The following is a 23,558-nucleotide window of genomic DNA, read 5'->3' on the forward strand; positions in this document are numbered from 1 at the left end:
TCTGGAACGGAGTCCCGTGTCTCCCCTGTGCAGCACCCCGCGCGCCCGTGTGCGCGTCCTGTCGTCCGCCGCCGCCCTGGCCGCCCTGACCCTGCTCAGCGCCTGCGGCAGCGCCGCGGACAACGCCTCCGGCGGCGAAGACGCCGACGGCCCCGGTGGCGGGGTCGCCGCCGAGGCGGGCGCCTTCCCGGTCACCATCGAGCACGAGTTCGGCGAGACCACCGTCACCGAGGCGCCCGAGCGCATCGTCACCCTGGGCGTCACCGACGCCGACGCCGTGCTGGCCCTGGGCGCGGTCCCGGTCGGCAACGCCGGCTTCTCCTTCTTCGAGACCGGCCTGGGCCCCTGGACCGACGACCTCGTGGGCGACGCGGAGACGACCCTGCTGGACTCCGACTCCGAGCCCAACATCGAGCAGATCGCGACCCTGGAGCCCGACCTCATCATCGGTGTCTCCGCCGGGTTCGACGAGGCGGTGTACGAGGACCTGTCGCAGATCGCCCCCGTGGTCGCCCGCCCGGCCGGGACCGCCGCCTACGCCGTTCCACGCGAGGAGGCCACCGCGGCCATCGCCGCCGCGATGGGCGTTCCGGACGAGGGCGCCGAGCTCAACGCCGAGACCGACGCCCTGCTGGCGGAGGTCCGCGCCGAACACCCGGAGTTCGCGGACCTGACCGGTGCCGCCGTCCTGCCCTACGACGGGAAGTTCGGCGCGTTCCTGCCCGGGGACGCCCGCGGGCAGTTCCTCGCGTCGCTGGGCTTCGAGATCCCCGAGGCGATCACCGAGCAGGACACCGGTGAGAGCTTCTTCGTGGAGGTGCCCGCCGAGAACGTCGAATGGCTGGACGGCGACGTGCTGCTGGTCCTGAGCGACGACGAGGACTACGACGTGGTCGAGGCCGCACCGGTCTTCGCCGACCTGGACGTGGTGCGGGAGGACGCCGTGGTCGTCACCACCATCGACCAGCGCGGCGCCATGACCTACAACTCGGTGCTGTCCATCCCCTACGCGGTGGACACCCTGGTCCCCCGCCTCGCGGACGCCCTGGCCTGAGGCCGGACCGCCGCCCGACGGCGCCCCGCCGCGGAGCGGGGCGCCGTCGGCGTTCCCGGACCCCGGTGGGCGCCCGCGGGCACGGTCTAAGCTGGGTCGGTCCCGGCGGGCCCCGCCCGCCCGCACCGACCTTCCCGGAGAACCGCACCGCCCGTGAGCCCCCCGACCAACGCGTGGCAGACCCTGGTCCCCGACCGCGAGGTGCTGGCCGTCGCCCGCAGCGTCCCCGCGGCCGGGCGCCTGCTCGACGTCTGCGGTCTCTTCCACGACCGGGTGGGCATCACCTTCACGGTGCCTCCGGGGTCGCGCTCGGAGCCCGGGCTGGAGGAGATGCTGCGCCGTGCCGGGTTCGACCCGCCGCTGCCGTGGGAACAGGCGCTGCTGCGGCCCACGCGGTACCGGCTGGCGTTGGCCGCCAGCACCAAGGGCGGGCTGCACCGGCTGCCGATGCCGTTGCTGACGATGCCGCACGGCGCGGGGCACAACCGTCAGGTGGGCGACCTGCCCGGGTCGTTGGAGCACGCCTCCGGGCTGGACCCCCGCGAACTGCTGCACGGGGGCCGGGTGGTCCCGACCCGGATGGCGTTCTCCCACCCCGAGCAGGTCGAGCGGCTGGCGCGCACCTGTCCCCCGGCGGCCGGTCGCGGCGTGGTGGTGGGCGATCCCGCGTTCGACCGGATGCTCGCCGCGCTGGGGCGCCGGGACCGGTACCGGGAGCTGCTGGGGGTGGGCGACCGGCGGCTGGTCGTGCTCTCCTCCACGTGGAACCCGGGATCCCTGCTGGGCTCGCAGCGGGAGACCGTGCGGGCGCTGCTGGCGGGGCTGCCCCACGACGAGTACCGGGTGGCGCTGGTGGCCCATCCCAACGTGTGGTTCTCGCGCAGACGCGGGGAGATCGAGCAGTGGTTCGCCGACGACATCGAGGCGGGGCTGGTCCTGGTCCCGCCGTTCGAGGGCTGGCGGGCGGCGATGATCGCGGCCGACCTGGTCGTCGGGGACGCCGGGTCCACCACCTACTACGCGGCGGCGATCGGGCGGCCGGTGCTGCTGGCGGCGTTCGACGACGGCGACCTGGACCCGGCGTCGCCGCTGCCGGTGTTCGGCGCTGCGACGCCCCGTCTGCACACCGGGCCCTGGGCGCCGCCGCCGGAGGAGCAGGTGGCCAAGGCGCTGCGGGCCTCCCCGGCCGGGGTCGGCGACCTGCTGATCGCCCACCCCGGGGGATCGGCGGCGCGGCTGCGGTCGCTGGTGTACGGGCTGCTGGAGCTGCCCGAGCCCGCCGAACCGGCGCACTACCGGCCGCTGCCGGACCCGGAGGGCCCGGCGAAGGCCGCCGAGGACGTGACGGCGTGGCGGGTGGAGGCCGAGGCCACCGGCACGGGGCTGCGGCTGCGGCGGTTCCCGGCGGGTGTGCGCGGGCCCGTCGGGCGGGCGCTGGTGGTGGATGCCGAGGACGCGGTCATGACCCGGTGGGAGTCGGCGGACGCCTGGTCCGCGCGGCGGTCCACGGCGCCGGACCCGGCACTGGCGTGGGCGCACGGGCGGTTGGAGCGGTACCCGAAGGCCGCGCTCGCGGTGGCGGCGGTGGACGGCGGCGCGCTGGTGCTGCACCGGTCGGGCGCGGCCATGCGGGTACGCGCGGCCGGAGAGGGGCCCGACGCGGCCGTGCTGGCCGCGGCCGCCGTCGCGTGGTCCCGGGAGGGCCGCCCGTGGCGGGAGTGGCACGGAGAGGTGCAGGTCGAGGTGGGCGGGCGCACCCATCGCCTGAGGGGCTCCCCCCCCCCGCGCGATTTTCGTTTTCTGGGGGCCGACGGCTCCGAGCGGTGCTGACCCCCGGCCGGGCGAGCGCACGGCCGGGCCGGTGGTCGGGTTCGGCCACCGCCGGTCGGAACGGCCGGCCCGGCGGGGCGTCTCCCGCCGCATCGCGGAGCCCCACCCCGGAACCGGCCGCAGCGGCCCCGGCCCGGGTCCGGATCAGGCCCGGCCCCCGCCGCCCTCCAGGAACCAGCGGGCCCGGTGGGCCTCCTCCTCCAGGTGGTAGGCCTCGGCCACAGCACGGATCTCCCCGGTGATCGTCCGGGCCCGCTCGATGTCGCCCTGTCGTCGGGCCAGGTCGGCGAGGAAGCGCTGGGCCCGGATCAGGCGCACGGGCTCGGCGGCCTCGCCGTACACCAGGGTCGCCCCCCGTGCCCGGTCACGCGCTTCGTCCTCCCGGCCGGTCTCCGCCAGGACCCGGGCCAGGGCCAGGTCGATGCGGGCCCGGATCAGCAGCCAGTCGTCCGCCGCCCACCGGTCCCCGGCGGACGCCTCGACCTGTTCCAGGCGTCGGCGGGCGACCCGGTCGGCGGAGCGCAGCTCGGACTCGGCGCGTTCCAGGTCGCCGCGGCGGCGGGCCTGCTCGGCCAGCTGATAGGTCTGGAGGGCGTCACCGCGCGGGCGGCCCAGCTCGCGGTGGATGTCCCGTGAACGGGTCAGCAGTTCCACCGCGTCCTCGGGCTCGGCGTCGGGGAACCGGCTCTTGAGCACACCGCGCGCCTCCAGGACGACGGCCTCGTCCAGCCGGTCCGCCGACGCCCGGCCGGCCTCCCCGATGAGATCCGCGGCCTGCTCCGCCCGACCGAGCTCGATCCGGATCCGGGCCAGGTACACGGCGCAGCGCACCACGGCGGCGGGCTCGCCCAGCCGCCGGGCCGAATCGAGCGCGCTCGCGTAGATGGCCTCGCCCAGGGCCAGTCGCCTGCGTCCGTGGCAGGTGGGCCAGACCGCGTCGGCGAGCAGCAGCGCGTCCCGCTCGCGCCCCGCCTGCACCGCGAGCCCCATCAGAACGGGGATGTCGCCCAGATGGGCGTCCTGCCAGTCCGAGGCCTCGCGCTTGTTCCCGAAGGGGGCCACGTAGGAGGCCGGGGGCAGGGTCGCCAGGGAGGACTCGATCCGGTCCGCGAGACGGTACCGCTCCCCCAGCGCCGCGCGGTCGGCCCGGTGGTGCACCGCCGTCGAGAAACGCAGGATGGTGTCGACCAGGTCGCGCCAGCGCCCGCTCAGGGGTTCGATTCCGGCCCGGACCCGGGCCCCGACCGCCTCCACGACGCCGACGTCCGACTCCCCCACCCGGTTGAGGATCCCGGCGGCGACGAGTGCATGCCGGACCTGCGAGGACCCGCCGCCCGGGGCGGTGTCGCCCAGTCCGGGAGGAACGGCCCGGCCGCCGTGCAGGGAGAGCAGGTCCAGCAGTGAGCGCTCCTGCGGGCTCAGCCGGTCCAGGACGATCTCGGTGACGGCGTCGAAACCCGACAGGCGCGGGGAACGCCTGCGGACCTCCTCGACCGCCGCGACGACCTGGCCCATCGTGACATCGCGCTGGGTGTCCAGCAGGCCCGCGACCATGCGCAGCGCCGCGGGCAGGCCGCCGCACAGTTCCACCAGGCGCCGCGCCCCCTCCTCGCCGCCGTGTTCGCGCATGCGCGACGCGACGGAGGGGAACTCGCCCAGCAGCCGCAGGCCGTCGGGGGCGGCGAGACCGCCCAGGGCGATGACCTCGGCGTTGCGTGCGACCAGTTCGGCGGTCCCGCGGAAGCCGGGGGCGCAGGCGGCGACGAGGAGGTTGGGGCCGGTGCCCGGGGTGAAGAGGTCGAGTTCGCCGGCGTCGTGGGCGCCGTCGATGAGCAACAGGACCGCGCGGTCGGCGGTGACCTCCCGTAGGCGGTCGCGCAGGGCCGTGAGAGAGGCCTTGTCGTCGGCGTCGGCGACGTGGAAGGCGTGCAGCAGTGCGCGCAGGGCGGCCGACAGGTCGACGGCCCCCTTGTCGTCGCGCCACGCGGCCAGGTCGGAGTAGAGCACCCCGTCGGGGAAGCGGTCGCCCACCAGGTGGCCCGCCTCGACGAGCAGGGCGCTCTTGCCGATGCCCGCTCGCCCCCCGACGAGGACGACGCGACCGCGCCTGCGGCGCACCACGTCGGCCGCGGTGGCCTGGATCGCTTGCAGCTCGGACTCGCGGTCGGTGTGCCGGATGTCGGCGGGCGGCAGGCGCCGGGGCGGCGGCGGGGGAGGGAGCGTCCCCATGGTCAGATTCCCGTGCACGTCGCGCACCTGGACGAGGGTGCCCGTGTTGTCCGACGCCTCGTTGCGGTGTGGTTCCGGCACCGGTGGGCCCCCTCGGGAACGTGTGCGCGGACGCACGGTACGTCACGCGCCGCCCATCCTAGGGATCCGGGAGTGACCGAGGACACGGCGAAGGTCCCGATGTCCGCTTCCGGTCAGGGAAGGGACACGAAGGTCGCCCGCTCCGGCCGGCTTGACCTCGACCCGTGTTGAGGTTGTGGAATTCTCCCGGGCGCACCCGTGCCCGGCGAGGAGGAGAGCATGGAGACGACGAGCACCGCGGGCCGCGGGGGTGCGTGGTGACGGCGCCGACCGGGACGCCCGGGCGGGCGCGGCTGTGGGCATCCCCCTACCGTCCCGTGGTGGCCGGGGTGTTCGGGCTGATGACCTTCATCGCGTTCGAGGCCTTCGCCATCACCACCGCGATGCCGGTCGTCGCCCGGAGCCTGCACGCGGAGCAGTGGTATTCGCTGGCGTTCGCCGCGACCGCCACCACCGGGCTCATCGGCATGACCGTCGGCGGACGCTGGGCCGACCTGCGCGGGGTGCGCCGCCCACTGGTCGCGGGCGCGGCGATGTTCCTCGTGGGCATCGCGCTGTGCGCGGTCGCCCCCGGCATGCCGGTCTTCGTCCTCGGCCGCCTGCTCCAGGGCGTGGGCGGCGGCATCGACTCGGTCGTGCTCTACGTGATCATCGCCCGGTTCATCCCCGAGGACCTGCGTCCGCGCATGTTCGGGCTGCTGACCGCGGCCTGGCTGCTGCCGTCGATCCTGGGTCCGCTGGTCACCGGTGCGCTGGTGGAGCTGATGCACTGGAGGCTGGTGTTCGCCCTGGTGCTGGCCGGTTCAGCGCTCTCTCTGGCGGTGCTGCTGAACGCGACCCGCTCGGCCCCGCGCCTGCACACGTCGGGGTCCCCCGTGGGCCGCCGGGGTCTGTGGGCGGTGGCCGCGGCCGTCGCGGTGCTGGGCCTGCACCTGGCCGGGCAGCAGCAGATGCCCTGGCTCGCGGTGGGAACGGTGGCCGGTGCGGCCGCCGCGGCGGTCACCGCCGCGCGGCTGCTGCCCGCCGGGACGCTGCGGGCACGCGCGGGCATCCCCCGGCTGGTCGTCTTCCGGGGCGTGCTCGGGGCGGCCAACGCCGCCACCGACATCTACCTGCCGCTGTACCTCCAGCACCGGCTGGACTTCAGCCCCGTGGCGTCGGGCGCGGTGGTGGCGATCGGGGCGTTCGGCTGGGCCCTGGGCGCCTGGATCCAGGGGCGCTCGGACGCCCCCGCAGGCTCGCCCGCCTCGTTGCGCGCCGCCGCGCTGCTGGCCCTGTGCGGACCGGTGGCGGCGCTGGGCCTGGTGGCCGGGGTGCTGCCGCTCTGGGTGACCGTCCTCGGCTGCGTACTGATGGGGACGGGCATGGGCCTGGCCTATCCGCAGGTGAGCTCGCTGGTGCTCGCGTTGTCGCCGGTCGGAGAGCAGGGCGGCAACAGTTCGGCGTTGCAGGTGGCGGAGTCGCTGGGCGTCTCGCTGCTGATCGCGGTGACCGGTGCCGTGCTCACCGCGTCCGCCCTGACCGGGTACGGGTCCGTGTACGGGGTGGTCGCCGGGACCGCCCTGCTGGCCGTCGCGCTGGCCATGACGTTCACGCCGCCGCCGGCCGGTCCCGAGGAGTCTCGATGAGGTCGTCAAGCCGTCTGCGGGACCGGTGGGGCCCGCGGCCGCTCCTCAGAAGCCATGGACGGCAAGACCCCGTCGGCCGCACCCGGCCCTCCCGGGCCACCCACCAACTTACGGAGACCTCGTGAGGCACCTCCCGGGGATCGCGGGCCCCCTGCCACAGGGGCTGCCGGAGGAACCCGGAACACGGTCTCCGAGAACCCACCCTCTCCTCGGGCCGCAGGGCCCGTCGCTTCGACCACGCGGCACTCGGGTCCCTTACCCGTGACTTACAGTCCGGGGGTAGTGCGCCCGGGTAAGGGTCGCAAAACCGAGAAGGAGCGTGCGTCGATGTTCGACAGCGTTGTGGAGTGGTTCAAGGGGATGTTCGGCGGGGCGGCCGAGGAGTCCGTCCAGGGGGTCACGGAGACCGCCCAGGGGTACGGAGACACCGCCCAGGGGTACGGCGAAGCGGCCCAGGGCTTCGGTGAGACCGCGCAGAGCCACGGTGAGGAGGCCCTCGGTGGGGCGGCCGAGGCCGCCCAGGGGTACGGCGAGGCCGCCCTCGGTGAGGCGGGCGGGGCCGTGCAGGGCTTCCAGGAACAGGCCGACGCCGTCGGCGGGTTCGTGGAGGACCCGGGCGGCACCGTCGCCGACGCCGCCCGCGACCGCCTCACCGGCGAGAACGGCTGACCCGTCATGCCCCGGGGCGGGCGCCGCCGCCCCGATGGCGCACACCCGGTGCGTACGGGATTCCGCGATGGGAAGCGGTGGCCCGCAGTACCGGTGGCACCCGGCGACCGCCGTCCGCAGGCGTGACGAGGGGGACCCGGGGGGCGGCGGGGACCGGTCCGTGCGCGTCCGGGCGCGGGCCGGGGCGGGCGCCGCCCCGGGCGCGGTGTCCGCCGTGGTGAGGGCCGTGGTGCCGGTTCCGCTGCTCGCCCCGCTGCCGCCGGCCGAGACCCCGGGGTAGGGCCGCCGCGTGCCGGTGGTCCCGCACCGCCCGGGCGTCTGCCGACGACCCGCCGGCGGACGGGCGTCCGGGCCGTCCGGGGCTGGGACCATGGGTGCGATCCGAGGTGGGAGGAGCGGACGTGGCGGATCCGATGGAGACCGACACCGTCGTCGTCGGGCTGGGCACGATGGGCGCCCAGGCCCTGTGGCGGCTGGCCCGGCAGGGGGTCGACGCCATCGGGGTCGAACGGTTCACCCCCGGCCACGACCGCGGATCCGGCCACGGCGAGTCCCGCATCATCCGCACCGCCTACCTGGAGGGCGAGGAGTACGTCCCGTTCGTGCGGGCCGCCTGGCGGGCCTGGGCCGAACTGGAGGAGGCCTCCGGGGAGCGGCTCGTCCACCACACCGGGGCGCTCATGCTGGGCGCCCCCGACAGCGCGGCGGTGGCCGGGTCGCTGGCCGCGGCCGCCCGGCACGGGCTCGCCGTGGAGCACCTGTCCGGCACCGGCCTGGCCGAGCGCTTCCCCGGGCACGCGGTGCGCCCCGGTGAGGAGGGCGTCTTCGAGGAGGAGGGCGGCGCCGTCCTGCCCGAGGCCGCGATCCTGGCCGCGGTACGGCTGGCCCGTGCCGCCGGGGCCCGCGTGATCACCGGTGCCGCCGTCACCCGGATCGAGCCCGACCCCGACCGTCCCCGCGTGTTCGCCGGGGACACCGAGATCCGGGCCCGGCGGGTGGTGGTGACCGCCGGGGCGTGGCTGCCCGCACTGCTGCCCGCCCTGGCCGGGCTCGGCGGCGGCATCCGGGTGGAGCGCCGGGTGCTGGGCTGGTTCCGGCTCACGGAGGGCGCCCCACCGCACGCCGCGGGCCCGGTGTTCGCCCGGGACGAGCCCGACGGCACCCTCTGGTACGGCTTCCCCAGCCTGGACGGGCGCACCGTGAAGATCGGCGTGCACGCCGAGGCCCCCGGTGCCCCGCGCCGCCCCGGCTCCCAGTGGGGCGAGCCCGTCGACCCCGACGCGGGCCCGCGCGCACCCGACCCGGACGACGCCCGCCGCCTCGGCGAACTCACCGCCGGGCTGCGCGGCGTCGAGCCGCTGCCCGAGCGCATGGCGTCGTGCATGTACACGATGACCTCCGACGAGCACTTCGTCATCGGCCGCCACCGGGACCTGCCCGGCCTGGTGGTCGCCGGCGGGTTCTCCGGACACGGGTACAAGTTCGCCTCCGCGGTGGGTGTCGCCCTGGCCGACCTGGCGCGGGACGGGGAGACCGCGGTGCCGATCTCCATGTTCGATCCGCACCGCTGGGACACCGGGCGGCCGTGACCCGCGGGAGGGGGCGTGCGATCATCTCCCCCAGCGCGGCGCGAGCGCACCCTCCCCGTCCCCGTCCCTCGAAAGGACCCCCGAATGCAGAACACCACCCGGCGGACCGCGCTCGTCACCGGAGCCTCCTCCGGCATCGGCCGGGCCGTCGCCGCCGACCTGGTCCGGCGCGGGTACCGCGTGTACGGGACGAGCCGCAGGCCCGAGACCGTCGCCGACCCCGTGGCCGGGGTGGAGTACCTGGCCCTGGACCTGACCGACGCGGACTCCATCGCGGCCTGCGCCGAGGCGGCCGGAGACGTGGACGTGCTGGTCAACAACGCGGGCGAGAGCCAGAGCGGGCCGCTGGAGGAGCTGCCCATGGACGCCCTGGAGCGGTTGTTCCGCCTCAACGTGTTCGGCGCGGTGCGGCTGACCCAGCTGCTGCTGCCGGGGATGCGCGCCCGCCGGTACGGGCGGGTGATCATGGTCGGGTCGATGCTGGCCAGCTTCCCGCTGGCGCACCGGTCCTCGTACGTGGCGTCCAAGGCCGCGATCAAGGGGTTCGCGAACGCGCTGCGCCGCGAGGTCTCCCCGTACGGGATCGGGGTGGCCACCGTGGAGCCCGGTTCCATCAACACCGGCATCAGTGAACGGCGCACCCAGTACCTGCGCGAGGGTTCCCCCTACACCGACGACTACCGCACCATGCTGGCCGCGCTCAACGCCAACGAGGCCGCGGGCGTCCCCGCGACGACGGTGTCCCGCACGGTCCTGCGGGCGATCGAGGACGCCGGACCGCGGCCGCTGTACGCGGTGGGCAGCAACGCACCGCTGGTGTTCGCGCTGCGGCGGCTGATGCCTCGTTCGGTGGTCCTGAACATGGTCGCCCGCAGACACGGTCTGCGGTGAACCCGTCGGAGCGGGCGGACACCCGGCACATGGTCACCGCGTGGCTGCTCCTCGCCTCGGTGGCCGCGGTCGAGGCGGCCGCTCTGTGCGCCGTCGTCGCCCTGGCCGACGCGGCCTGGTGGTGGGGTCCGGTTCCGGTCGCGGTCTCCCTGGCCGGGGCGGCGCCGATCACGCGGAGCCCCGGCCTGTCACCCCGCGAGATCCGCGAGGACGTGGTGTCGGCCGAGGGCGACGATCCGCGGCTGTTCGCGATGACGGCCCGCCTGTGCGCCGGTGGGGCGGGTCATGCCGGAACCGTGGCTGTTCGGCCACCGGCGCCGAGGCGTCGGCGTGCACGCCTCCGGGGGACCGCCCGGCGGTGGCGCGGGCGGGGGGAACGGTAAGCGTGTTGAAAGCGGGGCGTCGCAGAATCGATCCCGACGCAGGGCGCGAGGCGGCAGGCGACCACGAGAACGCCATAGGACGGAACCACGACCCGTACGCTCCGCCGGAGGGCCGGACCCTCCGGCGGTGATCGGGCCGTCGCCGCCACCGGCCGGGGATGCGCTCGGGGCGTGGGGGAGGCAGCGGAAGTCCAGGACGCGGTGCCCGTCATGGGTCCCGCGCCCGGAGTCGGGCCCGGGGGCATGGTCGCAGGAGAAGCCGTGCGCACCGTCCAGCGTGTCCACACCCATAGAGGTGCTCGTCGCAGGAGCGTTCCGTGCCTGCGGGAACGGCTCGGCCACCCGTCACCGGGACCGGCTCCCACCGGCCGCCGCCGGAGTCGTCGAAGCGGATGCCGCCGCCCTCGTCCACGGCGTGCCGGGGGCGCGGGGAGAGGACCGCCGACAGGACAGCGCGTGCCCACGGGTCGGGCAGCGGGGGCAGGGCCTCGGCGCGGCCGGGACGGTGGAAGGCCGCGGAGATCCTCGGTGGTCCGGGGCGGCGGGGCGTCGGCCGACGCACACCGGCGGGGGCGCCGCGGGACCGGGTGAGGGTTGCCTTAGGTTGGGCGGTACAGATCGCCGACAACCGTGGAGGTGCCGCGTGAGCGTCGTCAAGTTCAACGTCCTGACCGTCCCGGAGGGCGCCGGGGCCACGCTGGAGGAGCGGTTCGCCAACCGTGCGGGCCTGGTGGAGGGGCAGCCCGGGTTCGAGGAGTTCCAGCTGCTGCGTCCGGTGGAGGGCACCGACAAGTACCTCGTGTACACCCGGTGGCGGTCCCAGGAGGACTTCGAGAACTGGCTGAACAGCCAGGAGTTCAAGCGGGGGCACGCCCAGGCGGCCGCCGACGCGGGCCGCACCGGGCACGGACACGGCCACGGCCACGGGCACGGCGGTCCCGCCGCGACCGGCAGCGAACTGTGGGGTTTCGAGGTGATCCAGCGCGTCTCGGCGAAGGACGAGGGATAGGGCGTGACCGCCCCCCGGTGCCCGCCCCGCGCGGGCACCTCCCCCGCCGATCACCCGGCGGCGGCACGCGGCTCCCACGGTCCCGACGGGCTGCGCCGGCCGTCCGCCACACCGTACCCGTTCGTGTGGCAGGCCCTCGCGGAGAATCCGCACACGCCGACGGACGCACTGGTGCTGTCGGCGTGCGCCCGGTCGGATGAGCGGAACGACCAGCGGCCGCCGCCCCTGTCGGCCGAACGCCCCGGGACCGGTGGTGAGGTGTTTTGGGCCGTCCTGCGGGCCGCCGCCACGCTACCGACCGCGGATGCGAGACCCTGCACCGCCGCACTCACCCCCACCAGGAGCCCCGGGGCGAACCCGAACGGGGTCACAGCACTCAGAACCCCACCCGGGGCCTCCGCACGGTTGCGGCGGGGGCCGCGCAGACGGCTCGCGGTCAGGGCCTCCGGGGAGCGCGGGCCTCGATGAGGAAGCGGGTCGTGGTGGCGGTGAAGGAGCCCTCGCGTTCGATGTGGTCGTGCATGGCGCGCAGCCGGTCGAGGTACTTCTCCACGGTGAAGTCCGGGACCATCCACACGACCTTGCGCAGGAAGTAGACCACCGCGCCGACGTCGAAGAACTCGGTGTGCAGCTCCTCCGACCGCAGGTCCACCACCTCCAGCCCTGCCCTTTCGGCGGCGCGCCGGGCGTGGTCGGGATGGCGGCTCGTCCGGGTCTCCTCCGGCTGCGGCCCGAGGAAGAACTCCACGACCTCGAAGACGCTCGCCGGACCGACCTCCTGGGACAGGTAGGTGCCGCCCGGAGCCAGCACCCGGGCGATCTCGGGCCAGTTCGCGGCCACCGGATGGCGGGAGACCACCAGGTCGAAGGCGTCGTCCCCGAACGGCAGCGGGTCGGTGTCGGCCGCGGCGACCACCGCGGTGCCCAAGGGGTGCAGCAGCCGGGTCGCCTTGGCGACGTTCGGCGGCCACCCCTCGGTGGCCACCGTCAGCGGCGGCCTGCGGGGGACGCCCGCAAGGAGTTCCCCGCCCCCGGTCTGCACGTCCAGGGCCGCGCCCGCCCGCGCCATGCGTTCGGCCACCAGCCGGTGGTAGCCCCAGGAGGGGCGCTGCTCGGTGGCGCGGCCGTCCAGCCAGGAGAAGTCCCATCCCGCCACGGGTGCGTCTGCGGCCTCGGCCACCAGGTCGTCGAAGATGCTCATGCGGTCATGTTCACATCCGGGTCCGCCCGGGGGCAGGTGGTTTTCGGCGGGCCGGGTGTGTCATCCGGTCATGGGGCCACCCCGCCGTGAGCGTGCCGGATCGGACTCGCCAGGATGGACCCCCATGAGGACCCTGCTCCGGTTCGCCGGTTCCGTCACCCCCCTGCCCGCCGTCACCGCCGGGCTGGTCGCAGTGCTGGTCGGAGTGACGAGTTCCGCGGCCATCGTGTTCACCGCCGCCGAGGCGGCCGGGGCCGACTCCGGGCAGATCGCGTCGTGGATGCTCGCCCTGGGTGTGGGCATGGCCGTCACCTGCGTCGGTCTGTCCCTGCGCCACCGGGCCCCCGTGGTCACCGCCTGGTCCACGCCCGGCGCCGCGCTGCTGGCGGTGGGCCTGGACGGTGTGACGCTGGCGCAGGCGGTCGGGGCGTTCGTGTTCTCGGCCGCGCTGATCACCCTGAGCGGGGTCACCGGCTGGTTCGAGAAGGTCATGGACCGCATCCCCGTGCCGCTGGCCGCCGGGCTGCTGGCCGGGGTGCTGTTGCAGTTCGGGATCGGCCTGTTCACGAGCATGCAGGGCGACCTCGCCGTGGTGGCCGCCATGTTCGCGGTGTACCTGGCGGCCCGCCGCTGGTCGCCGCGTTACGCGGTGCCCGCCGCGCTGGTCGCCGGGGGCGCCGTGGCGGCGCTGGGCGGAACGCTGGACCTGTCCGGGGTGACGCCCCGGGTGGCGGTGCCGGTGCTCGTCGTCCCCGAGTTCTCCTGGCAGGTGCTGGTGAGCGTGGGGGTGCCGCTGTTCGTGGTGACGATGGCGTCGCAGAACCTGCCCGGGGTGGCGGTGCTGCGCAACGACGGCTACCGGGTTCCGGTCTCCCCGCTGATCGGGTGGACCGGGGCGACCAACCTGGTGCTGGCGCCGTTCGGCTGCTTCGGGATGAACCTGGCGGCGATCACCGCCGCGATCTGCACCGGGCCCCAGGCCCACCCCGACCGGGAGCGGCGGTTCCTGGCCGGGGTGTGGGCGGGGGTGTTCTACCTGGTCGTCGGCGTGTTCGGGGCGACCGTCGCGGCCCTGCTGGTGGCGCTGCCCCCGGCGCTGATCGCGGCCATCGCCGGGCTCGGCCTGCTCGGCACGATCGGTGGGTCGCTGTCGTCGGCGCTGTCGGACGAGCGCTCGCGGGAGGCCGCGCTGGTGACGTTCCTGGCGACGGCGTCGGGGATCACGTTCCTGGGGATCGGGTCGGCGTTCTGGGGCCTGGTCGCCGGGACGCTGACCTGGGTCATCACCGCGCGGAGGGGTGTGCGGGCCGACAGGGAACCGGAAACCGCGTGAGATATGGGGTTGCGTGCTCCGGCGCCCGGCCGGTAGAAAATACGAGCCCCGGAACGAACGGTGAACCGGGGTTCCAGAACGAAAGGAGGCCGGGCCATGTCCACCGTGCACATCGCGCTCGTGTCCTCCCGGGGGAACCGATAGGGCTCATGCGGCCCGCCTCCGGGCGGTCGGGCGCACACATGAAGGTGTCGCCTTGACTGTTGCAGTATCCGACCTGACCGTCCGTCCGATCACCGGACCCGACGAGCTGTCCCTGTTCAACCGGTTCCCGTACCTGCTGAACGACGAATTCGCCGAGGACCTGGCCGAAGGCCGCCGCCGCTCCGCGTGGATGTGGCTGGCCCTGGCCGGTGACCGACCGGTGGCCCGGCTGTCCTTCTGGGCGGCGAAGCCGGGCGACGCGCCGCTGCTGATCGACGTCCTCGACGTCGACGACGAGGCCGCCGACCTGGACCGGGAGGCCGTCCTCGAACACCTGCTGCGCACGGCGCTGGCCGCCGCCCTCCCGCCCGGAACGGTGCCGCCCGAGTTCCTGCGGTTCGTGTCCGCCGATTGGCGTTCCGACCCGCGCGAGCACCGGGCCGTGACCGAGCGGATGGCCGTCGTGGAGAAGACCGGCGGCTCCCTGCTCGTGGAACGGCTCCGCTTCCAGTGGGACCTGAAGGAAGCCGGTCCGAACCCCGGCGACCGGCTGCGCTTCCGGGAGATCCGGGACGAGCAGGAGATGCGGGACCTGATGGAGCGCGCGGTGCGGGGCAGCCTGGACGCCCACCACCGGCACGAACTCCGGACCAAGACCCCCGAGGAGATCGTCGCCGACGAGTTCGCCCAGGAGTTCGGGCGCTACTCCACGCCGCGGTCCTGGTGGCGGATCGCCACCCGACCCGACGGGGAGCCGGTCGGGTTCGTCCTTCCCGCCCGCAACGCCAAGCACCCGATCATCGGGTACATCGCGGTGCTGCCCGAGCACCGGGGCAACGGGTACATCGACGACCTGCTGGCCGAGGGCACCCGGGTGCTGGTCGAGGAGGGCGGCGAGACGTACGTCCGGGCCGCCACCGACCTGGGGAACACGCCCATGGCCGCGGCCTTCGCCCGGGCGGGGTACGCCACCATCAGTGGGGTCGTCGACATGGTGTGGGACGCGCCGCTGTAGGGCGTGGCCGGTGAAGCCTTCCGGTCGGTCGGCGTCCGCGCCGACCGACCGGCCGCACCTCCCATCGGGTCGCACCCCGCCGCCGCACACCCCGCCGCGCCGCATGTCGCAGGCTCGGCGGTGCGGCACGGCGGGTGCGCGTGGACACGGCCCCGAAAGCCGAGCGCGCCCTGAGGCCACCGGGAGCCGCACCGCGACCGGCACGCATGGTCTCCCACCGAGCGGTGGGACCCCGTTCGGCCCCGGCCGCTGGGCCCCGGAGGCCGGAGGGGACGGCGCACCGGTCGGCGGCCCGTCCCTGCTAGAACAGCCGGTGTTCTCACTCCACCCGATGGGGCATGAACTCAGGACGCGGCCTCACCGGGTGCCGCTCGCTCGCACCGTGACCCTCGCTCACGCCGTGGCGAAGACCCGTCCCGCCTCGGCGACGGCCGCCACCAGGTCCTGGGGGTCGGCGGTCATCCCGGCGATGACCAGGTCGATCTCCTCCAATCCGGCTCTGGCCAGCAGGTCCTTGTCGTTGGTCGTCCACTCTCCGCGCCCGGCCAGCACGGCGTGCGCCGTCTGGGCGGCCGCCTGCGCGATGAGGCCCGCGGTCTGGCTCACCCGCCCTTGTGGAGCGTGGTCGTGCTCGGCGTATCCGAGCGTGGCCGCGGCGACCTCGCGCCAACGGGGCGGGGCGTTGCGGCGCAGCGCCTGTGGGTAGTCCGGCCGGGGCAGTTCCCCGAGGAGGGTGCGGCCCAGGGCGAGCTCTGCGACCACCAGGTAGGTGGGGATGCCGACCAGGTGGAACAGCAGGGGCTCCACATCGAAGTCACCGGCCCGTGCCCGCGTGATCTCCCGTTCCACCACCTCCAGGTCCCGGTAGTGCACGTCCACCCGGCGGCCGTCGATGCGCAGCCACGCGCCGCCGTTGAACACACCCCCGCCCCAGCCACCGACCTCCGACACCTCGCCGGGCCAGCCGAGGTCCCTCAGCTCCTGCGGATCGAACCTCCCCCGGTAGTAGACCGCCAGATCCCAATCACTGTCGTCCCGGTGCGTCCCCTGCGCCCGCGACCCGCCCAGGGCCACCGCCCGCACCCCGGTCAGCCCGCTCAGCCGGGCCGCGGTGTCCTGGAGGAAGTCATGGTCTGAAAGTCCCATTCCGCCATGTTCCCAGCCGCCCGGAGCCCCCGCCCCCACCGGTGGTCCCGTTGTCCCGTGGTGTCCGAGGGCCGGGAGAGGCACCGTGGCCCCCGAGGCGCCGGTTGAGGGACGCCGGCTCAAGTGGTGCCGGTTCAGGGGGCCGTGCGCTCCGCGGCTGGTCTCCGTGGGTGGTCGTCCTCCATCCGGTCGTGGCGGACCGGCGCGTAGGTGCACCAGCGCAGGAACCGCTCGGCGGGACCGCGCGCCCCGAAGCGGCGCATCAGATCCGCCAGGACCACGGTGACCGCCCAGACGGCGGCGCCCACCAGCACCGAGGCGGTGTCGGAAATCCCGGCGCCCAGGTTCAGCGTGTACGGCATGAACAGCACCATCCAGGCCACCGATTGCAACAGGTAGCAGGTCATCGACCGCTGCCCCGTGGCGACCAGGGCCCGCACCACCGGCCCTTGCCGCCCGCCGATGCGCACCGCCACCAGAGCGATCAGCGCCGCGTAGCCGAACCCGCCCGCGTAGCCGGTGAGCACGTGCAGCCAGGCTCCGACGGCCTCGACGGCGGCCGAAGACGGCGACCACAGCCCGGCACCCGTCAGGGCCCAGGGCAGCCCGCCGATGACGGCGAGCGGAATGCCGATCCCGGCGACCCGGCGGAGCAGCGCCAGGTGGTCCTGTGGGCGCTCCAGGACGCGTCGGCGGGCGGCCCACACCCCGACGACGAACGGGAACACCGAGGTGACCAGCAGCAGCGGTGTCATGAACGGCCACGTCAGCAGCCGCATTCCCAGGTCGACCAGCGGGTCGGGGCTCAGCGCTCCCCCGCCCTCGGCGGAGGTGGCCGCGGGCATGGTGGTACCCAGCGCGTAGACCAGGGAGCCGACCGCCATCCAGGTGAACCCGTGGGCGAGCAGCCGTCGGTCGCTGACGTGCAGCAGCCCGGCGAACAGCAGGGCGATGAGCCCGTACACCGAGATGATGTCGCCGAAGAAGAGCAGCACCACGTGCGCCAGCCCGATGGCCACCATCCAGCGGCCGCGTCTGCGCACCAGGGCGCGGACCCAGGGCCAGGTGCGGCCCTCGCCGACCCGCCGGAGGTGGATCCAGGCCAGGCCGTACCCGAACAGGGCGGCGAACATGGGGTAGCCGCGCGCCTCGGCGAGCAGCAGCACCGCCATCGTCGTCACCGTGTCGAGCACGCCGGCGGGGGCGCCCGCGAGGTCGCCGTTGGTCATGAGCCGGAAGATGTGGGCGTGCACCACGGCGATGATCAGGAGCATCACGCCGCGGGCGAGGTCGGGGGCGATCGCTCGGCCCGACAGGTCGGTGCCGTGGACGGCTGTGGTGGGTGAGGGGCGGATGGAGGGCATGCGGAACGACTCCATTCGAGATCGGATTTCCGTCGGAGGGCGGCACGGGCACGGCTGGACCCACAGAACAAGGTAAGATACGAAGCCGTATCCAATGCCGCATCTTTAAGATACGACACCGTAGCTTAGTTGGGAACCCCTGTGGACGACCGGAACGAGGAGACCGTCGGCCGGAGGACGCGCAGGCGCGGGAGCGACCTCGTCGACGCCATCCACCAGGCCGCGATCCTGGAGGCCGCGGAGAACGGGGTCTCGGGACTGTCCATGGAGGGCATCGCCCGCCGCGCGGGCACCGCCAAGACCTCGCTGTACCGGCGCTGGTCGGTGCCCGCCGACATCCTGCTGGACGCGATGTACAGCCACTTCCCGCAGGAGACCCCCTCCCCGGACGCGGGCGACCTGCGCGGCGACCTCATCGAGTCGTTGGTCATCCTGGCCGAACTGGGCGAGGACCCGCTGGGGCGGGCGATGTTCGCGGTGATCGCCGAGTCCCTGCGCGACCCGGGCCTGCACGAGCGGTTCGAGAGCGAGGTGTTCGACCCCAAGGGCGGCCGCTTCACCCGTACCGTCCTGTTGCACTACGCCGAACAGGGCCGCATCGACCCGGCCCGGGTCACCGACGTGACGGTCGACATCGGCGAGGCGATGGTCCTCAAGTACGCGGTCGACCACGGCCGTTCCCCGGACCGCGACCGCCTCGCCCGGATCGTCGACGAGGTGATCCTGCCCGCCATCGGGATGGACCCCCGCGCGAGCCGTGAGCAATAGCGGCACCGCGGGCGGAGCGGGTCCCCGCGGGTGCGCGGTCCCGAGGCCGGAGCCGTCGTCCCCGAGGCGCCCATGCGGCGGCTCGCCGCCACACCCCGCGGGCACCACCGCCTCGGCTGTCCGGCGCGGCGGGTCCCGCGGGCGCCACCGCTGACAGGCGCCGCGGCACGGGCCCGGCGACCGGGGAAAACCGGTGGAAGCGGCAGCCGCAGCCCGGTTACGCTGCCGGTCATGTCGCTGCCGCCGGGTGTCACCGCCGACCGGGTCGAGGAGGTCGACGTGGGCCTGTCCGGGGCACGGGTCGCCCGCCTGTACGTCGCGGGGCGGCCGACCGCGGTGTTCAAGTCGGCGGACCCGGGCCGCCGCGAGCAGGTGGCCGAACTGGTCGGCACCGAGCGTCGGCTGCGCCTGCTGGCCGACACGGCGCTGCCGGTCCCCCGGCTGCTGGACTCCGGTCGGTGGCGGGGGACGTACTGGCTGACCATGGAGCACCTCCCCGGCCGGGGCGCCCACGAGCCGGGGCACGACCGCACGGACCTGATCGCCCTGCTGGCCCGCGCGCTGCGTGAGCTGCACGCCGTCCCGGTGGCGGGGCTTCCGTTCCCGATGGGCCCGGACGTGCTGCTGGAGCAGGCGCGCGAGCGGGTGGCCTCGGGCGCGGTCGACCGCGGTTGGCGGGCGCAGGGCCACACCCCGGAGCTCCCCGGGGAGAGCGCCGCGGTGCCGCCCGCGGGGAACGGCGGCGGGCGATGGGTGGAGGGCGCCGCACCGCAGGTGTCCGTTGAAAGGACGAGCGGCGGCACGACCAGAACGCCCACCGGAGGCGACCCAGGAAGGCAGGTCGAGGGCGCCGCACCGCAGGCGTCCGTTGAAAGGACGAGCGGCGGCACGACCAGAACGCCCACCGAAGGCGACCCAGGAAGGCAGGTGGAAAGCGCCGCACCACAGACGCCCGCCGAAAAGACGGGTGACGGCACGACCGCGGTGTCCGCCGGGAACGGCGCGGGGCGGCGAGCGGGTGAGGTGCTGTCCGGGCTGGCAGAGCGGCTGGGGCGGATCCCGGTGTCCGGGCCGGTCCTGCTGCACGGCGACTACTGCCTGCCCAACGTCCTGCTGGACGGGGAGGGCGGGTGGTCCCTCATCGATCTGGGCCGGGTGGGCGTGGGCGACCGCCACCTGGACCTGGCGGACATGACGGGCAGCATGCTGAGCGACCTCAACCCGTCGTTCGGGCCGCGCGACGCCGAGGCGTTCCTGGACGCCTACGGCCGCGACCTGGTCGACCCGGAGCTGCTGGAGCTGTACCGGGCCCTGGACGACTTCTTCTGGCCGGGGTGAGTTCCGCCCGACCCCCGGGGCGCCGACGGGACCCGGCGGCGCCCCGACCGTGACGGGCTACGCATCGGCCGCTTCGGCCTTCTTCCCCTCCCCGGGTTCCGCACCGTGCCGGGGGCGCCGCTGGAAGGCGCTCTCCGGCTCCCGGCGCAGGCTGCGCACCAGGCCGACCATCATGAAGAAGGCGAGGACGAAGAACGGCAGCCCGAAGACGATGATCGTCTGCTGTAGGGCCTCCAGCCCGCCCACCCCGCTCGCGGTGAGCACGGTGGCGGCCACCACGCCTTCGGTGATGCCCCAGAACACCCGCTGGCGGGTGGGTGACTCGGGCCCTCCCGCGCACAGCATGTCGACCACGAGCGAGGCGGAGTCCGAGGAGGTGGTGAAGAAGACGACCACGATGAGGATGCTCACCGCGGAGATGAGGGTCGGCAGGGGGTAGTGGGCGAGGAAGGCGAACAGCGCACCGGGGATGTCCTCCTCCACCACGACGTTGCGGACCAGCTCCCCGCCCTGGTTCATCTCGATGTCGAACGCGGACAGGCCGAAGACCCCGAACCAGATGATGCTGAAGGCGGTGGGCACGGCCAGGACGCCCAGGACGAACTCCCGGATGGTCCGCCCCCGGGAGATGCGGGCGACGAAGATCCCCACGAACGGCGACCAGGTGATGGTCCAGGCCCAGTAGAAGACCGTCCACGACCCCTGCCACCCGGTGTTGCCGAAGGTGTCGTTCCAGAAGGAGAGCGGGATCAGCGACTCCAGGTAGATGCCGGTGGTCTCGATGACCCCCTTGGCCAGGTAGAGGCTGGAGCCGGCGAGGAAGACGAAGACGAGCAGCCCGACGGCCAGCACGATGTTCGCGGTGGACAGCCACTTGATGCCGATGTCCAGACCGGTGGCCACGGAGATCACCGCGAGGGTGGTCACGGAGGCGATGAGGATGAGCTGGACGGCCCTGTTCTCCGGGACCCCGAAGAGCGTGTGCAGTCCGCTGTTGATCTGCATGGTGCCCAGGCCGATGGTGACGGCGACCCCGAAGAGCGTGCCCAGGACCGCGAACGCGTCGATGAAACGTCCGATCGGCCCCAGTGCGCGTTCCCCGAGGAACGGGTACAGGATCGAGCTCACCCGGAACGGCAGCCCCTTGCGGTACGCGAAGTAGGCGAAGGCGAGCCCCGGAAGGCAGAAGATCGTCCAGGTGTGCAGGCCGAAGTGGTAGAGGGTGAACCCCATGGCCTCGCTCGCCGCCTGCACCGATTCCGGCTCCACGTCGCGCAGCGGCGGCTCGGCGAAGTGGCTGATGGGCTCGGCCACACCCCAGAACATGAGGATGCTGCCGATACCGGCGGCGAAGAGCATGCAGAACCAGACGGGGTCGCTGTAGTCGGGCCGGCTGTCGTCGCCGCCGAGCCGGACGCGGCCGTACCTGCTCAGGGCGATCCAGACGAGGAAGGCCAGGAAGGTGGTGACCCCCAGGATGTAGAACCATCCCAGGTGGGTGAGGATCCAGTCGGACACGGCGCCGAAGAGCGCGTCCACCGTGTCGGTGAAGACGATGGCGCACACCACGAACAGGGCCGTCACCGCGACCGCGCCGAAGAAGATGACCGGATCGGTCCTGAGACCGAGGGCTCTCGCCGCCTTATCGAGCATATGCGCCTCCCCGTGATGATGTCGTCACGAAGAGTCTTGCCGCTCCCGCCGCCCGATGCCGGGCGGGACACGGCTGCGGGCCGCCCCGGTTCCTCAGGCGGGGTCGAGCGAGCGCAGCAGTCCGCAGACCTGTTCGGGGTTCTCGTACAGGGACAGGTGCCCGGCGCCCTCGATCGTGTGGACCTCGGCGTCCAGGAAGCGCCGGGCGGGCCCGTGCAGGCGCGCGGGTGAGAAGAACGGGTCGTGCGACCCGGTGGCGACCGCGACGGGCGTGTCGGACCAGGCGCGGATCTGCTCCGCGTACAGCGGGCTGGGCGTGGACCCGGTGCGGCAGCTGCGCGCGACCAGGGTCAGCCACTCGGCCTCCTCCCGGTGCTCCTCGCAGGGGGTCTGCGGCCCGCTGAGGAACTCGACGAGGCGTCCGCTGTTCTGCTCGGTGGGGCGGAGCATCCACGGCAGGGTGGCGCGCATCGACTCGGAGGTCATCCCGGGCGCGGTCAGCCCGGCGGGGTTGAGCAGCAACAGCCCGGCGACCAGCGGCGAGGGGGTGGAGGCCAGGGCGATGGCGGCGCCCCGGGAGTGGCCGAGCACGATGACCGGCCGGTCGGTGATCTGGGGCAGGAGCTCGTCGAGCCAGGCTCCGTACGCCTCGATCCCCGGTTTGCCGATCCGCTCGCCGCAGCTGAGCCCGGGCTGTCCGGGCAGGTCCACCAGGTACACGGGGCGGTCCGCGGCCAGGGCCCGGGCCGCGGGCACCGTGGTGGCGGCGGTGAAGTTGGTTCCGGACAGGATCAGGACCGGGGTCCCGGGACCGCCGGTGGACCGGAACGCCTGGGTGCTGCCCATGCGGGTGTCCACGGGGGGCAGGGGGCCGAGCTCGGGCCAGCGACTGAGGGCTTTGTGGCACCAGGCGTGTACCGAACGCTCGGCGCTCTCGGAGCGATAGACACGCGCGGTGCGCGAAGGAACGACGGTCATGGATCTGGTATTTCGCGTAGGGAGAGTGCTGTTCGCCGGTCTGCTGCCCGGCGCGCCAAGAGAGGACTGTACGCCTCCCGTGCGCCCCGTGCCACTCCGGGGGCGGAAGCGACCGGGGGAAGGCGTTCCGTGACCTTGCCGGGTCCGCGAAACGTGTCCGCTCCCGTGCGCTCTCGCTCCGTGCCACACAGAAGAGCGGCCGGGGACCGGCGCGGACCGGAGGCGGGCGGCACCGGCCGCCGGTGCGGGAGAACGCCGGAGGGCGCCCCGCCGGTCGGGAGCGCCCTCCGCCCGCCGGGATCAGACGACGTTGAACTCGTCCGGGTCCGGCCCGATGCGGCCGCCGCGGTCCAGGGAGCCGATCCTGTCCAGGTCGTCGCCCTCCAGTGCGAAGTCGAAAACGTCGAAGTTCTCCGCGATGCGGGACGGGGTCGCCGACTTGGGGATCACGACGTTGCCGATCTGTAGCTGCCAGCGCAGCACCACCTGGGCGGCGGACTTGCCGTACTTCGCCCCGACCTCCGCCAGCACCGGTTCCTCCAGCAGGCCCTTGCCCTGGCCGAGCGGGCTCCACGCCTCGGTGTGGATGCCGTGGGCGGCGTTGAGCCCGCGCATGGACTTCTGGGAGAAGTACGGGTGCAGCTCGATCTGGTTGACCGCGGGCACCAGGTCGGTGTTCTCCAGCAGGCGGGCCAGGGTCTTCTCGCTGAAGTTGGACACGCCGACCGCCTTGGCGCGGCCCTCGGCGGCGATGCGCTCCAGCACCTTCCAGGTGTCGATGTAGGCGTCCTGGGCCGGGACCGGCCAGTGGATCAGGTACAGGTCGACGTAGTCCAGCCCCAGGCGCTCCAGGCTCGCGTCGAACGCCCTGAGGGCCTTGTCGGCGCCCTGGTCGTCGTTCCACAGCTTGGTGGTGACGAACAGCTCCTCGCGGGGCAGCCCGGAGGCGGCCAGGGCCCGGCCGGTGCCCGCCTCGTTGTCGTAGAGGCGGGCGGTGTCGATGCTGCGGTAGCCGACCTCCAGTGCGGTCTCGACGGAGGCCTGGGCCTGGTCGTCGGGGATCTGCCAGACCCCGAACCCGAGCTGCGGCATACGGGTGCCGTTGTTGAGAGTGACGTACTGCATGGGTCCCTTTCCTGGGTCACGGAGACGAAGACGGGGGTGGTGCGGGGGCCGGGAGCGGCCCAGGGCGTGTTCAGCGGATCATTCCGGGCCCGCCCGTCGCCCGCCACCACCCTCAACGGACGCCTTCGGC

At 74.0% G+C, this 23,558-nt stretch carries 20 protein-coding genes; 13 read left to right on the forward strand and 7 right to left on the reverse strand.

What is annotated here, in order from left to right; translation table 11 throughout:
- Positions 1–16: 16 nt before the first annotated feature.
- Together QJS33_RS03460 and QJS33_RS03465 are read left to right on the forward strand one after the other, a co-directional pair.
- Positions 17–1,054 (forward strand): iron-siderophore ABC transporter substrate-binding protein, encoded by a 1,038-nt coding sequence (locus QJS33_RS03460; protein WP_306366365.1) that lies wholly within the window; start codon positions 17–19, stop codon positions 1,052–1,054.
- A gap of 153 nt (positions 1,055–1,207) precedes the next feature.
- Entirely contained in the window at positions 1,208–2,884 is a 1,677-nt protein-coding gene (locus tag QJS33_RS03465; RefSeq protein WP_306366366.1) for a translation initiation factor IF-2, read from the forward strand.
- Between the two features lie 144 nt (positions 2,885–3,028).
- Here the strand turns inward: QJS33_RS03465 and QJS33_RS03470 are convergent, their stop codons facing one another.
- Positions 3,029–5,194: an NB-ARC domain-containing protein gene (locus QJS33_RS03470; RefSeq protein ID WP_306366367.1), complete on the reverse strand. Its 2,166-nt coding sequence runs from the start codon at positions 5,192–5,194 to the stop codon at positions 3,029–3,031.
- Between the two features lie 320 nt (positions 5,195–5,514).
- On the opposite strand from QJS33_RS03470, the gene QJS33_RS03475 reads away from it, so the two are divergent.
- The 7 genes from QJS33_RS03475 to QJS33_RS03505 all read left to right on the forward strand — a co-directional run bounded on the left by QJS33_RS03475 (position 5,515) and on the right by QJS33_RS03505 (position 11,363).
- Complete coding sequence (locus tag QJS33_RS03475; protein ID WP_306366368.1) at positions 5,515–6,822, forward strand: MFS transporter; 1,308 nt, start codon at positions 5,515–5,517, stop codon at positions 6,820–6,822.
- A 327-nt stretch (positions 6,823–7,149) separates the two neighbouring features.
- Positions 7,150–7,491 (forward strand): hypothetical protein, encoded by a 342-nt coding sequence (locus QJS33_RS03480; protein ID WP_306366369.1) that lies wholly within the window; start codon positions 7,150–7,152, stop codon positions 7,489–7,491.
- Positions 7,492–7,558: 67 nt separating this feature from the next.
- On the forward strand, positions 7,559–7,771 hold the full coding sequence (locus QJS33_RS03485; protein WP_306366370.1) for a hypothetical protein: 213 nt from the start codon (positions 7,559–7,561) through the stop codon (positions 7,769–7,771).
- Positions 7,772–7,904: 133 nt separating this feature from the next.
- Positions 7,905–9,080 carry an N-methyl-L-tryptophan oxidase gene (solA, locus tag QJS33_RS03490; RefSeq protein WP_372339579.1) on the forward strand — a complete coding sequence of 392 codons (1,176 nt, stop codon included), beginning with the start codon at positions 7,905–7,907 and terminating at the stop codon, positions 9,078–9,080.
- A gap of 84 nt (positions 9,081–9,164) precedes the next feature.
- Entirely contained in the window at positions 9,165–9,971 is an 807-nt protein-coding gene (locus tag QJS33_RS03495) for an SDR family oxidoreductase (protein WP_306366372.1), read from the forward strand.
- 29 nt (positions 9,972–10,000) lie between these two features.
- Positions 10,001–10,354 (forward strand): hypothetical protein, encoded by a 354-nt coding sequence (locus QJS33_RS03500; RefSeq protein ID WP_306366373.1) that lies wholly within the window; start codon positions 10,001–10,003, stop codon positions 10,352–10,354.
- Between the two features lie 643 nt (positions 10,355–10,997).
- A complete protein-coding gene (locus QJS33_RS03505) occupies positions 10,998–11,363 on the forward strand; it encodes an antibiotic biosynthesis monooxygenase (protein ID WP_306366374.1) in 366 nt (121 codons plus the stop codon).
- 436 nt (positions 11,364–11,799) lie between these two features.
- On the opposite strand, the gene QJS33_RS03510 is transcribed toward QJS33_RS03505, so the two are convergent.
- Complete coding sequence (locus QJS33_RS03510) at positions 11,800–12,564, reverse strand: class I SAM-dependent methyltransferase (RefSeq protein ID WP_306366375.1); 765 nt, start codon at positions 12,562–12,564, stop codon at positions 11,800–11,802.
- A 124-nt stretch (positions 12,565–12,688) separates the two neighbouring features.
- Between QJS33_RS03510 and QJS33_RS03515 the strand changes: the two genes are divergently transcribed.
- Entirely contained in the window at positions 12,689–13,897 is a 1,209-nt protein-coding gene (locus QJS33_RS03515) for a benzoate/H(+) symporter BenE family transporter (RefSeq protein WP_306366376.1), read from the forward strand.
- Between the two features lie 196 nt (positions 13,898–14,093).
- On the forward strand, positions 14,094–15,056 hold the full coding sequence (locus QJS33_RS03520; RefSeq protein WP_306366377.1) for a GNAT family N-acetyltransferase: 963 nt from the start codon (positions 14,094–14,096) through the stop codon (positions 15,054–15,056).
- Positions 15,057–15,449: 393 nt separating this feature from the next.
- Here the strand turns inward: QJS33_RS03520 and QJS33_RS03525 are convergent, their stop codons facing one another.
- Positions 15,450–16,202 carry a nucleotidyltransferase domain-containing protein gene (locus QJS33_RS03525; RefSeq protein WP_306366378.1) on the reverse strand — a complete coding sequence of 251 codons (753 nt, stop codon included), beginning with the start codon at positions 16,200–16,202 and terminating at the stop codon, positions 15,450–15,452.
- 134 nt (positions 16,203–16,336) lie between these two features.
- Entirely contained in the window at positions 16,337–17,566 is a 1,230-nt protein-coding gene (locus QJS33_RS03530; RefSeq protein ID WP_306366379.1) for a DUF418 domain-containing protein, read from the reverse strand.
- Positions 17,567–17,707: 141 nt separating this feature from the next.
- Here QJS33_RS03530 and QJS33_RS03535 point away from each other — a divergent pair, with 141 nt between their 5' ends.
- Positions 17,708–18,334: a TetR/AcrR family transcriptional regulator gene (locus QJS33_RS03535; RefSeq protein ID WP_306366380.1), complete on the forward strand. Its 627-nt coding sequence runs from the start codon at positions 17,708–17,710 to the stop codon at positions 18,332–18,334.
- A 231-nt stretch (positions 18,335–18,565) separates the two neighbouring features.
- Positions 18,566–19,672 (forward strand): phosphotransferase, encoded by a 1,107-nt coding sequence (locus QJS33_RS03540; RefSeq protein WP_306366381.1) that lies wholly within the window; start codon positions 18,566–18,568, stop codon positions 19,670–19,672.
- A 57-nt stretch (positions 19,673–19,729) separates the two neighbouring features.
- Here QJS33_RS03540 and QJS33_RS03545 read toward each other — a convergent pair whose 3' ends face one another.
- The 3 genes from QJS33_RS03545 to QJS33_RS03555 form a co-directional block, all read right to left on the reverse strand.
- On the reverse strand, positions 19,730–21,325 hold the full coding sequence (locus QJS33_RS03545) for a BCCT family transporter (protein WP_306366382.1): 1,596 nt from the start codon (positions 21,323–21,325) through the stop codon (positions 19,730–19,732).
- A 93-nt stretch (positions 21,326–21,418) separates the two neighbouring features.
- Entirely contained in the window at positions 21,419–22,303 is an 885-nt protein-coding gene (locus QJS33_RS03550) for an alpha/beta fold hydrolase (protein WP_306366383.1), read from the reverse strand.
- A 300-nt stretch (positions 22,304–22,603) separates the two neighbouring features.
- Positions 22,604–23,428: an aldo/keto reductase gene (locus QJS33_RS03555; RefSeq protein WP_306366384.1), complete on the reverse strand. Its 825-nt coding sequence runs from the start codon at positions 23,426–23,428 to the stop codon at positions 22,604–22,606.
- Positions 23,429–23,558 lie beyond the last annotated feature (130 nt).

Source organism: Nocardiopsis sp. CC223A (assembly GCF_030766825.1).
Classification (GTDB): domain Bacteria; phylum Actinomycetota; class Actinomycetes; order Streptosporangiales; family Streptosporangiaceae; genus Nocardiopsis.

Coding starts and splice junctions, on each gene's coding strand:
- QJS33_RS03550 (WP_306366383.1), bottom strand. CDS start 22,303: ATGACCGTCGTTCCTTCGCGCACCGCGCGTGTCTATCGCTCCGAGAGC.
- QJS33_RS03530 (WP_306366379.1), bottom strand. CDS start 17,566: ATGCCCTCCATCCGCCCCTCACCCACCACAGCCGTCCACGGCACCGAC.
- QJS33_RS03480 (WP_306366369.1), top strand. CDS start 7,150: ATGTTCGACAGCGTTGTGGAGTGGTTCAAGGGGATGTTCGGCGGGGCG.
- QJS33_RS03500 (WP_306366373.1), top strand. CDS start 10,001: ATGGTCACCGCGTGGCTGCTCCTCGCCTCGGTGGCCGCGGTCGAGGCG.
- QJS33_RS03525 (WP_306366378.1), bottom strand. CDS start 16,202: ATGGGACTTTCAGACCATGACTTCCTCCAGGACACCGCGGCCCGGCTG.
- QJS33_RS03540 (WP_306366381.1), top strand. CDS start 18,566: ATGTCGCTGCCGCCGGGTGTCACCGCCGACCGGGTCGAGGAGGTCGAC.
- QJS33_RS03515 (WP_306366376.1), top strand. CDS start 12,689: ATGAGGACCCTGCTCCGGTTCGCCGGTTCCGTCACCCCCCTGCCCGCC.
- solA (WP_372339579.1), top strand. CDS start 7,905: ATGGAGACCGACACCGTCGTCGTCGGGCTGGGCACGATGGGCGCCCAG.
- QJS33_RS03495 (WP_306366372.1), top strand. CDS start 9,165: ATGCAGAACACCACCCGGCGGACCGCGCTCGTCACCGGAGCCTCCTCC.
- QJS33_RS03510 (WP_306366375.1), bottom strand. CDS start 12,564: ATGAGCATCTTCGACGACCTGGTGGCCGAGGCCGCAGACGCACCCGTG.
- QJS33_RS03555 (WP_306366384.1), bottom strand. CDS start 23,428: ATGCAGTACGTCACTCTCAACAACGGCACCCGTATGCCGCAGCTCGGG.
- QJS33_RS03485 (WP_306366370.1), top strand. CDS start 7,559: ATGGGAAGCGGTGGCCCGCAGTACCGGTGGCACCCGGCGACCGCCGTC.
- QJS33_RS03545 (WP_306366382.1), bottom strand. CDS start 21,325: ATGCTCGATAAGGCGGCGAGAGCCCTCGGTCTCAGGACCGATCCGGTC.